General features: G+C 72.8%; 9 protein-coding genes. 5 read left to right on the plus strand and 4 right to left on the minus strand.

Features of this window, described 5'->3' with window-relative positions:
* Positions 1–25 precede the first annotated feature (25 nt).
* Positions 26–1,687 carry an FAD-binding dehydrogenase gene (locus ACJOT3_RS26450; RefSeq protein ID WP_406975820.1) on the minus strand — a complete coding sequence of 554 codons (1,662 nt, stop codon included), beginning with the start codon at positions 1,685–1,687 and terminating at the stop codon, positions 26–28.
* A gap of 263 nt (positions 1,688–1,950) precedes the next feature.
* Here ACJOT3_RS26450 and ACJOT3_RS26455 point away from each other — a divergent pair, with 263 nt between their 5' ends.
* Positions 1,951–2,790, plus strand: a complete 840-nt coding sequence (locus ACJOT3_RS26455) for a hypothetical protein (protein ID WP_406975821.1) — start codon at positions 1,951–1,953, stop codon at positions 2,788–2,790.
* Position 2,791: 1 nt separating this feature from the next.
* A complete protein-coding gene (locus tag ACJOT3_RS26460; RefSeq protein WP_406975822.1) occupies positions 2,792–3,607 on the plus strand; it encodes a hypothetical protein in 816 nt (271 codons plus the stop codon).
* A 34-nt stretch (positions 3,608–3,641) separates the two neighbouring features.
* Here ACJOT3_RS26460 and ACJOT3_RS26465 read toward each other — a convergent pair whose 3' ends face one another.
* Positions 3,642–4,736 (minus strand): alcohol dehydrogenase catalytic domain-containing protein, encoded by a 1,095-nt coding sequence (locus ACJOT3_RS26465; RefSeq protein ID WP_406975823.1) that lies wholly within the window; start codon positions 4,734–4,736, stop codon positions 3,642–3,644.
* Between the two features lie 160 nt (positions 4,737–4,896).
* Here ACJOT3_RS26465 and ku point away from each other — a divergent pair, with 160 nt between their 5' ends.
* The 3 genes from ku to ACJOT3_RS26480 all read left to right on the plus strand — a co-directional run bounded on the left by ku (position 4,897) and on the right by ACJOT3_RS26480 (position 7,731).
* On the plus strand, positions 4,897–5,841 hold the full coding sequence (ku, locus tag ACJOT3_RS26470) for a non-homologous end joining protein Ku (RefSeq protein ID WP_406975824.1): 945 nt from the start codon (positions 4,897–4,899) through the stop codon (positions 5,839–5,841).
* A 208-nt stretch (positions 5,842–6,049) separates the two neighbouring features.
* Complete coding sequence (gene ddaH, locus ACJOT3_RS26475; protein WP_406975825.1) at positions 6,050–6,886, plus strand: dimethylargininase; 837 nt, start codon at positions 6,050–6,052, stop codon at positions 6,884–6,886.
* A 215-nt stretch (positions 6,887–7,101) separates the two neighbouring features.
* The gene (locus tag ACJOT3_RS26480) at positions 7,102–7,731 is read left to right on the plus strand and encodes a TetR/AcrR family transcriptional regulator (protein WP_406975826.1); all 630 of its coding nucleotides are present in this window, start codon (positions 7,102–7,104) and stop codon (positions 7,729–7,731) included.
* Between the two features lie 44 nt (positions 7,732–7,775).
* On the opposite strand, the gene ACJOT3_RS26485 is transcribed toward ACJOT3_RS26480, so the two are convergent.
* A complete protein-coding gene (locus tag ACJOT3_RS26485; protein WP_406975827.1) occupies positions 7,776–9,215 on the minus strand; it encodes an aminobutyraldehyde dehydrogenase in 1,440 nt (479 codons plus the stop codon).
* Between the two features lie 47 nt (positions 9,216–9,262).
* Entirely contained in the window at positions 9,263–10,795 is a 1,533-nt protein-coding gene (locus tag ACJOT3_RS26490; protein ID WP_406975828.1) for a purine-cytosine permease family protein, read from the minus strand.
* Between the last annotated feature and the right edge of the window lie 122 nt (positions 10,796–10,917).

Genomic DNA, 10,917 nt, shown 5'->3' on the forward strand with positions numbered 1-10,917 from the left:
GGTCGTTCGGGCCCGGGGCCCGGACCTAGAGCGCGGCCGCGGCGGCGCGGCCGGCCGTGCGGCCGGAGAACAGGCAGCCGCCCAGGAAGGTGCCCTCCAGGGCGCGGTAGCCGTGCACGCCGCCGCCGCCGAACCCGGCGACCTCGCCCGCCGCGTACACGCCCGGCAGCGGGGTGCCGTCGGCGCGCAGCACCCGCGCGTCCAGGTCGGTGTGCAGCCCGCCCAGCGTCTTGCGGGTGAGGATGCGCAGCCGCACCGCGATCAGCGGACCCGCCTTGGGGTCGAGGATCTGGTGCGGGGACGCCACCCGGATCAGCTTGTCGCCCCGGTAGTTGCGGGCCCCGTGGATCGCCGTCACCTGGAGGTCCTTGGTGAACGTGTTGACCATCTCCCGGTCGCGGGCCACCACCTCGCGGGTGACGGTGTCGGCGTCCAGCACCCCGTCCCCGGCGATCTCCCGCATCCTCTTGATCAGGGCGGGCAGCCGGTCGGCGACCGCGAAGTCCTCCCCGTTCTCCTTGAACGCCTCCACCGGGCCCGGGGCGCCCGGCAGCGCCCGCTTGAGCAGGAGCCTGATGTCCTTGCCGGTCAGGTCGGGGTTCTGCTCCGAGCCCGACAGCGCGAACTCCTTCTCGATGATCTTCTGGGAGAGCACGAACCACGTGTAGTCGTGGCCGCTCTTCATGATGTGGTCCAGCGTGCCCAGGGTGTCGAACCCGGGGAAGTAGGGGGCGGGCAGCCGCTTGCCGGTGGCGTCCAGCCACAGCGACGAGGGCCCGGGCAGGATGCGGATGCCGTGGCGCGACCAGATCGGGTTCCAGTTCTGGATGCCCTCGGTGTAGTGCCACATGCGGTCGGGGTTGATGATCTGCGCGCCCGCCTGCTCGGTGATGCCGAGCATGCGCCCGTCCACGTGCGCGGGGACGCCCGACAGCATGTGCTCGGGCGGGGTGCCCAGCCGCTCGGGCCAGTTCTTGCGCACCAGGTCGTGGTCGGCGCCGATACCGCCGGATGTGACGATGACCGCCTGCGCGGACAGCTCGAACTCCCCGGCGGCGTCGCGGTTGCTGGCCTGGCCGCGCTCGATGCCGCTGGGCGCCAGCACGGTGCCGCGCACCCCCGTCACGGCCCCGCCGGTCACGACCAGCTCGTCGACGCGGTGGCGGAACCGCAGGGAGATCAGCCCGCGCTCGGCGGCGGCGCGCACCCGGCGCTCGAACGGGGCGACCACGCCCGGGCCGGTGCCCCAGGTGATGTGGAACCGGGGGACGGAGTTGCCGTGCCCGTCGGCCAGGTAGCCGCCGCGTTCGGCCCAGCCCACGATGGGGAAGAGCCGCAGGCCCATCTGCCGCAGCCAGGAGTACTTCTCCCCGGCGGCGAAGTCCACGTACGCCTCGGCCCACTTACGCGGCCAGGCGTCCTCGGGGCGGTCGAAGCCGGCGGTGCCCATCCAGTCCTGGAGGGCCAGCTCCCTGGAGTCGCGGATGCCCATGCGGCGCTGCTCGGGGGAGTCCACGAAGAACAGGCCGCCGAAGGACCAGAACGCCTGCCCGCCCAGGGACTGCTCGGGCTCCTGGTCGAGCAGGATGACGTGCTTGCCCGCGTCGGCCAGCTCGGCCGCCGCGGCCAGGCCCGCCAGTCCGGCGCCGACGACGATGGCGTCGGCCTGATCCGCTGCGCTGCTCATGGGGTGGGTCTCCTCGACTCGGTCGGCCGTGCCCGCGGCACGCTGCCCGCGACACGTGTCCGCGGAATGGTGTGCGCGATGGTGACGACTGTGCTCCTTCGCGGGGCGCGGGGCAAGGGCGATGTGTGCCGTACGCCACAGCTTTTGTCAGGTGGTGACAAACCAGGTGGTATCCGGCATGATCATCCGGCCCGCGTGTGTCGGATCCCCGCTCGACCGCGTCCGCGCAGGTCCCCGCCCCGACCTCCGACCGAGGATCCCCCGTGTACCTGTTCCATCCCCCGACCTTCGATCCCGGCCCCCTCGCCACCGCCGTCGGCCTGGCGCTGCTGGCACACCAGATCGTGACACCGCTGCTCCACCGCCGTCCGATACGCCGGGCACGCACTCTGGCCCGGGACGGTGACCACTCCGCCATCGCCCGCTGGAATCGCCGCAGCGTCTGGGAGTGCCTCGTCCAGCTGGTCGCGGTGACGGTGTTCGTCGGCTCGGCCACGGTGGTGACCCCGGTCGACCTGGGCATCTTCTGGCCGGTGATGATCACCGAGCCGTCCGGTCGGGGACAGGTCACGATGCTGTTCCTTCTCGTTTTCTCGGTACTGAGCCTGGTCCTGGGCTACGCCCTGTCAGTGAGGGCCGCCCGTGCCGAACGCGCTGGCCTGCCGCTGCCCAAGGGGGCGCTCACCCCGGACCAGCTCTCGCTGATTCCGCGTACCGCCCGGGAACAGAGGGCGCGCATCCTCCCCATCGCCCTCACAGCACTGACGCTGCCCATGGTCAACTTCGTGGTGTTCTACCCCCTGCTGTGCTCCCTGACCGGCGACCCCTTGACGGTGTTGTTCCTGCTGCTGTGCCTGGGCTACTGGACCTGGTCCCCCCAGGGGAGGCAGGTGACCCTTGCCCTGGGGAGCCTGGGCGCGGCGGGGACGTTCATGTTCGCCAGCGACGGATCGCTGCTCCTTCCGGTGGCACTCTGGGCCGTGTACGCCCTGCAGGACGTGCTGTGCACCCGGCCCTTCCTCGGTCAGGAGCCCGCTGCACCGACGCTGGAGGTCACGGTGCTGGACGCGGACGGCGCGCCGGTGCCGCGACGGGACGGCTGAGGTGTACTTCGTTCCGCCGGGCTTCGACCCCGGGCCGGTGGCCCTGGGGGTCGCCGCCGTCCTGTTGCTCGTGATGCTGCTGCGCCCGCTGTTCTCCATGCGGGTGTACTCGACCGTTCCCGGGGCGCCCGCACCCCTCACCCGGCTGGCCGCCGTCCACCTGGGGTTCGTCCTGGCGGAGACGGTCCTGGCCGTGGCCTTCCTCTACACCCTGCGCTCGGCCACCCCGGCCGCGCTGGGCCTGGACCCGGTGGCGGTGGGGCCCGAGCACCTGTGGATGCCGGAGGGGGTCGGGCACTGGTTCGGTCCGGCCACCGGTGTCGGGCTGTGCGGGTTCGCCCTGCTCGCCGCGCTCGTGTGGTGGGACCGCCGGGAGGAGCGGCCGGAGTCCGCGCCGCCGATCGAGGAGATGATGCCGCGCACCCCCGCCGGGTGGGCGCTATTCCGGACCGTGCCCGTGCTCGACGGGCTGTCCGGGGTGCTCGTGTTCGCCCTGGTGCTCTACCCGGCCGTGACGGTCCTGGCCGACCCCTGGGCGGCGGTCCTGGCGGCGGGCTGGATGTGGGGCTGGCGCGCCTGGCGCTGCCTGATGAGCAACGGGGTCGGCGCGAGCGTCATCTGGGGTTTCCTCGCGGTCCTGCTCTACGCCGTGGCCTACCCGGGCCTCCTGCTCCCCGCCCTGCTGATCATGGTCGGGATGGGCGTGCAGCGCTCGATCTTCCACAGCAGGATCCACCGCGCCCTCGGCGAACGTGACGCCGCCGCGGCGCCCCTGGAGGTGCTGGAGGTGACGGTGGAGGACCCCGGGAGACCCTGACCACGGTGGGGGCGCCGCCGCGCCCCCACCGCCATCACGCCCCGAAGCGGATCAGCGAGCGTCCGCCCTTCCCCTGGCGCATCCGCTCGAACGCCTCGGCCACACCCGCCAGCGGGATCTCGTCGGTCACCATCGCCGCCAGCTTCAGCTCCCCCGAGCGCACGCTCTCGGCGATGACGGGGATGTCCCGGGCCGGGTCGCTGGACCCGTACACGCACCCGCGCAGGGTGCGCGCCTGGTGGAACAGCTCCAGGGCGCTGAACGCCACCTCGTCGTCGTGCGCGCCCACGCCCACCACCGTCACCGTGCCGCCGCGGCGGCTGATGTTCCAGGCGGTGCGCACCACCTTCGCCGAGCCCACCACCTCGAACGCGTGGTCGGCGCCGCGCCCGCCGGTGAGCGCCCGCACCGCCTTGAACAGGTGCTCGTCGGCGAGCAGGAACTCGGTGGCGCCCAGCGACCGGGCCAGCTCCTCCTTGGCGGGGGAGACGTCCACGGCGATCACCGGGTCGGCCCCGGCCAGGCGGGCCGCCTGGAGCACCGACAGCCCCACCCCGCCCAGGCCCAGGACCACGGCCGACTGCCTCGGGCGCACGGCGGCGGAGTTGTTGACGGCGCCCCATCCGGTGAGCACCGCGCAGCCCAGGACGGCGGCGGTCGCCGGGTCCAGGCCGTCGGGCAGCGGCACGACGGCGTCGGCCCCCACCACGGTGGCCTCGGCGAACGCCCCGCAGCCCAGGCCGGGGTGGACGGGGGTGCCGTCGGTGAGGTGGGCGTAGGGGACGGCGGCCCGGTCCAGGGCGTGTTCGCACAGGTGGGGTTCGCCGTTGCGGCAGAACCAGCACTCGCGGCAGGCCGGGGCCCAGTTGAGGATGACGTGCTGGCCGGGGCTGACCGAGGTGACGCCCTCGCCGACGGCCTCGACGGTCCCGGTGCCCTCGTGGCCCAGGACTGCGGGCCACTTCTGGGGCAGGGTCCCGTTGGACAGGGACAGGTCGGAGTGGCAGACCCCGGCGGCGGCGATGCGCACCCGCACCTGGCCGGGCCCGGGGTCGGGCAGTACCAGGTCGCGGATCTCGGGCGGGGTGCCCGGGGCGGAGAAGACGGCGGCCTTGACGGTCGTACTCATGGGGAGGCGCTCCAATCTCGGACTGCCGCGATCCTAGCGATACCGACCGGTCGGTCGAAGAACCGGGTTCGGTTGTCGGAAATGTCCCCTGACTGGTTCTTTGTGCTTTTCGACCGGTATTTTGCCCTGCCCCGGTGATCATGGGAGCTAGGGAGGCACCATGGTCAATCCAGTCTGGGTGGGCACCCTCATGTTCGGCGAAGTGCCGATCGGAGTGCGCCTCTACAGCGCCCGCGAGCGCCGCGGGCCGGTCCTGCACCAGTTCGAACGCGGCACAGCCGATCGCATCCGCTACGTCCGCGTCAACGAGCGCACCGGCGAGGAGGTCCCCGCCGAGAACATCGTGCGCGGCGCCCGCACCGCCGTCGAGGACGAGTACGTCGTCCTGGAACCGGAGGAACTGGAGGAGCTCCACCCGCACGGGTCGCGCACCATGCGCCTGGACGGGTTCGTCTCCGAGGGCTCGGTCGGGCCCCTGTGGTACGCCTCCACCTACTACATGGCCCCGCGCGACCCCGCCGACGCCCAGCCCTACCAGCTGCTCTACGCGGCCCTGGACCGAACGCGCCGGGCGGGCACCGCCACCGTCGTCCTGCGCGACCGCGAGTCCCCGGTGCTCATCGAACCGGCCCGGGGCGTGCTCTCCGCCTCCACCCTGTGGTGGCCCGACGAGGTGCGCGCCCCCGACGACGTCATGCCGCCGGTGCCCTACCCCGCGCTGGGCAAGGAGGAGCTGGCGCTGGCCACCGAGCTGGTCGACTCGCTGTCCCTGGACTGGGACCCCGACCGCTACGACGACAGCTACGGCCACCGCCTCACCGAACTGGTGCGCGCCAAGGCCAAGGGCGGCACCATCACCCACCGGCCCGGCGGCGACGACCGGCCGCACCGGGCCGCGGGGTCCAGGGACGACGCGCTCCAGGAGGCGCTGCGCCGCAGCCTTCCGCACGGGCGCGCCCCCGGCCCGCGCCCGCCCGCCCGCGGCGAGGGCCGGCGCACCAAGCGCGAACTGCTCCGGCGCGCCTCGGAGCTGGACGTGCCGGGCCGCTCCAAGATGAACCGCGAGGAGCTGGAGGAGGCGGTGGCCCGTGCGGGCGGCCGCTGACCGCACGCCCCGCACCCGCCCCCGCGCCCTCCCGGGCGCGGGGGCGCCCGTCTCTTGCGGCCCCGTGTTTACCGGACCGTGCCCCTTGGCCCGGCCCCGGTGCGGGTATCCCCTCATCGAACGGGCGAACCCCGAGGTGGCACACGGTGGTCAAAACCTGTACCACCGCGGGGGTCCGTGATTTCCAACGGTCTCAACGGGAGGTTCAATGAAGAACCCGACCGGTCCGGTGGCGGTTCGACGGCACTACCTCATGTGCCGCCCCACCTACTTCGCGGTCGAATACGCGATCAATCCCTGGATGGACCCGGCGGTCCGGGTCGACAGGGATCGGGCGATCCGCCAATGGGAGGCGCTGCGCGACCTCTACCTGGACCTGGGCCACGAGGTTCACGAGATCACGCCCATCGAAGGGCTGCCGGACATGGTGTTCGCCGCCAACGGCGCCCTGGTGGTGGACGGCCGGGTCTACGGCGCCCGCTTCGCCAGCGCCGAGCGTACCCCCGAGGGCCCCGCCTACCTGGAGTGGTTCCGGGGCGCGGGGTACACCGAGACCCGTGAGCCCAAGCACGTCAACGAGGGGGAGGGCGACTTCATCACCCTCGACGACGTGGTCCTGGCCGGCACCGGATTCCGCACCGAGGCGGCCGCGCACCAGGAGGCCGAGCGCTTCCTGGGCCGCCCGGTGGTGACCCTGCAACTGGTGGACCCGCGCTTCTACCACCTGGACACGGCCCTGTTCGCGCTGTCGGGCGAACGCGTCGCCTACTACCCGGGGGCGTTCTCCGCGGGCAGCCGCAGGGTCCTGGAGGCGCTGTTCCCGGACGCGCTCATCGCCACCGGGGACGACGCCCGCGTCCTGGGCCTGAACGCGGTCTGCGACGGCCGCAACGTGGTCATCGCCGCCGAGGCGACGGCCCTGGCCGACCGGTTGCGCGCCGAGGGCCTGATCGTCCACCCGGTGGAGCTGGACGAGCTGCGCAAGGCCGGCGGCGGCGCCAAGTGCTGCACGCTGGAACTGCGCCCGGCCCGGGACCACACGTAGCGGGATGACGAGCGGCGGCCGGATTCCGCGCACTCCTGTGCGGTATCCGGCCGTCCAAACCTCGGAGAATGTGGGATACGCCACCACGGGTGAAGGTGGACTCACCGATAGTCACAGGTCATGCGTCCGCAACGGATTCCGAAGGCGTTCCGCGCCCGGAATCGAGTGCCGAGAGGCCCTGGTCAAAACCGCGCGAATCAATAAAGTTCAGCAGAGTGAAGACCAAACAGCGCAGACTACCGCGTCGGATCCGTGAACAACTGATGATCGACGCCGCCGTCACGGCGTTCTCCCGAAGCGACTACCACACGGTGCGCGTCGAGCAGATCGCCGAGGCCGCGGGTACCTCCAAGCCGACGATGTACCACTATCTGGGCTCCAAGGAAGGCATCTTCAACGCCTGCGTGCGCCGCGAGTCCGAGCGCCTCATGCTCGCCCTGCGCGCCGCCGCGTACGACTCCAGGGCCTCCCACCGGGAGGACCCCCTGCGCCGCGGAATCCGCGCCTTCTTCGGATTCGTGGTCGACAACCGCGAGAGCTGGACCGTCCTGTACCGGCGGGCCGCCGCCAGCGGCGGCCCCTTCGCCGCCGAGGTGACCCGGGCCCGCGAACGCGTGCTGGCCGAGGTCACCGACCTCATCACCACCTGCGGCGGCCTGCCCTCCGACGCCCGCGAGCGCGACGCCGCGCTGCTGGCCCGGATCGCGGTCGGCACCGCCGACGCGTTCGCCGACTGGCTGCTGGACCACCCCGAGGAGAGCCCCGAGGCGATGGCCGACCACGTCACCGCCCTGACCTGGGCGCACCTGGAGGCACGCGAGGCCCCGGCGGGGGCCGGGGCGTAAGCGACGGGGCACCCGCGTGTGCCGGAGCGCCCCGCCGCTCCGGCTCAGCCGATCGCGCTCATCATGTGCTTGACCCGGGTGTAGTCCTCCAGGCTGTAGGCCGACAGGTCCTTGCCGTAGCCCGAGTGCTTGAACCCGCCGTGCGGCATCTCCGACACCAGCGCCCCGTGGGTGTTGATCCACACCGCGCCGAAGTCCAGCTCGCCGCCCACCCGCAGCGCCCGGGCGTGGTCGGTGGTCCACACCGACGACGCCAGCCCCTGGTCGACCCCGTTGGCCAGCGCGAGCGCCTCCTCCTCGGTGGAGAAGCGCTGCACGGTGATCACCGGACCGAAGATCTCCTCGCGCACGATCTCGTCGTCGGCGCGCAGCCCGGTCACCACGGTCGGGGCCAGGAAGAACCCGTGATCGCCCACCCGGTGCCCGCCGGTCTCCACGGTCGCGTGCGCGGGCAGCCGCTCGATCAGCCCCAGGACGCGGGCGAACTGGTCGGCGTTGTTGAGCGGGCCGAAGTCGCTCGCCTCACGGCTGGGACGGCCGGTGACCTTCTCCTTCGCCCGCGCCACCAGCTCGGCGACGAACGCGTCGTGCAGGTCCTCGTGCACCATCACCCGGGAGGCGGCGGTGCAGTCCTGGCCGGCGTTGAGCAGCCCCGCGGCCAGCACGCCCTCGGCGGCCGCCACCGGGTCGGCGTCGGCGAAGACCAGCACCGGGGCGTTGCCGCCCAGTTCCAGGTGCAGGACCTTCAGGTCCTCGGAGGCGGACTTGGCGACCTGCACCCCGGCGCGGGTGGAGCCGGTCACCGACACCAGGCGCACCGCCGGGTGGGAGGCGACCAGGCGGCCGGTGTCGCGGTCGCCGACCACGGTGTTGAGCACCCCGGCGGGCAGCACGGAGGCGGCCAGCTCGGCGAGCATGACGGTGGTGGTGGGGGTGGTCTCGGCGGGCTTGAGCACCACCGTGTTCCCGGCGGCCAGGGCCGGGCCGATCTTCCAGATCGCCATCATCAGCGGGTAGTTCCACGGGGTGATGCCCGCGCACACGCCCAGCGGCTCGCGGCGGATCCAGGAGGTGTGGCCCTCCAGGTACTCGGCGGCGCCCCGGCCCTCCAGGTGGCGGGCGGACCCGGCGAAGAACCGCAGGGTGTCGACGCAGAAGGGGATCTCCTCGTCCAGGACGTCGGCGCGCGGCTTGCCGGTCTCGCGGCACTCGGCGTCGGCGAACTCCTCGGCGTGCGCGGCCAGGGCGTCGGCCAGCGCCAGCAGGGCGTCCTGGCGGCGGGCCGGGGTGGCCCTGCGCCAGTCGGCGAAGGCGCGCCGGGCGGAGTCCATGGCGGCGTCCACGCCGTCGGCGCCGAACACCCCGGAGCGGCCGTGGACCTCGCCGGTGGCGGGGTCGACCAGCTCCAGGACGGGGCCCTCGGGTGCGGCCAGCGGCGCGCCGTCGACGAAGCCGGGCAGGGTGGAGAACTCGTGGATGCGCATGTGTCCTCGTGTCGGTGGGGTGGTGGAAGGTGCGGAGGGGCCGGGTGTCAGGCGGGGACGCCCTGCGCCCGCGGCTCGGGGTCGGTGTCCGGGTCCGGTGCGGCGTCCGGAGCGGCCGGGACCAGCCGGGGCCCGGCGGGGCCGAACACCGACCGGGGCTCGGGGAAGAGCACCAGGGCGATCGGGTACACGACGGCCGCGGTGACCAGGGCCACCGGCAGGCTGAGGTCGATCCCGGCGGCCAGGTTCCCCAGCGGGCCCACCAGCAGCGGGGTGTTGGCGAAGACCAGGCCCATCGCGGCGGCGGCCAGCCAGGCGGCCATGGCCCGCCAGTTCACGCCCCGACTGAACCAGTACCGGCCGCCGCGGCGGCCCTCGTTGAACACCTGGAGGTCGTCCACCAGGTAGAACCCGCGGCGGAACAGGTAGCCGAGCATGAGGATGACCATCCACGGCGACGTCAGCAGAACGATGAGGATCGTGAACGCGTTGATCGTCTCGACCACGTCGAACAGGAACGTGCCGACGAAGATCAGCACCAGCGCCAGGCAGCCCACCACCACGGTGCCCTGCACCCGGTTCAGCCGCGGCACCAGCGACGAGAAGTCCAGGCCGGTGCCGTACAGCGCGGTGGTGCCGGTGGACAGGCCGCCGATGAGCGCCACCAGCAGCAGCGGCAGCGCGTACCAGGCGGGGGAGACCAGGGACAGGCCGGTCACGTAGTCGCCGGGGTCGGCGACCAGGGTGGCGGTGGCCAGGCCGAAGAAGAACGGCAGCAGCGTCGCGACCTGCGCCAGGAACGGCGCGGCCAGCATCGACCGGGTGGAGTGGGCGGCGGGGATGTACCGCGACCAGTCGCCGAGGAACCCGCCGAAGGACACCGGGTTGGCCATGACGGTCAGGACCGCCAGCACCCAGGTGGGCCAGAACCCGCCCAGGATGTACTCGCCGCTCCCGGCGAAGGACGGGTCGAAGGAGCCGCCGTAGGCGAACACGCCCAGCAGCATCAGGGCGCTGCCCGCCACCACCGCGACCTTGTTGATCAGCAGCATGAACCGGTACCCGTACACGCACACCGCGAACACGGCCACCGCGATGACCCCGTAGGCCGCGGCGCGCAGCCCGTCGCCGCCGTCGTAGCCCAGCCGGGCGGCGGCGCCGACGATGGCGTCGCCGCTCACCCACACCGAGATGGAGAAGAACGCCACCGCGGTCAGCAGCGACAGCAGCGAGCCCAGGGAGCGGCCCACGACGCCGAAGTGCGCTCCGGAGGAGACGGCGTTGTTGGTGCGGGTGCGCGGCCCGAACAGCGCCATCGGCGACAGGATGAGCGCACCGGCGACCACGCCGACCACGGTCGCGGCGGCCGCGGCGGCGAACCCGAGCCCGTAGGCGATGGGCAGGGTGCCCAGGATGATGGTGGCGAAGGTGTTGGCGCCGCCGAAGGTGAGCCGGAACAGGTCGAAGGGCCGGGAGGTCTGGGCCTTGACGGGGATCGGCGCGACCCCGTAGGTCTCGATCTCGGTGACCTTCTGTGGTGCTTCGGTCTCAACGGGTGATGGTTGCTGCTGTGCGGACACGGTGTGCTCCCGAAAGGGAAGGGGCCCGGGGACGGCGCGACCCGTCGTCCGGACGTGGGGATGTGAGATGTCGGGCGGCGGCGGTGCCGCCCGGTGCGGGGAGTGGTGGGGATCGGAGCGGG

The sequence above is a fragment of the Nocardiopsis protaetiae genome (assembly GCF_045446735.1).
Lineage (GTDB): Bacteria > Actinomycetota > Actinomycetes > Streptosporangiales > Streptosporangiaceae > Nocardiopsis > Nocardiopsis protaetiae.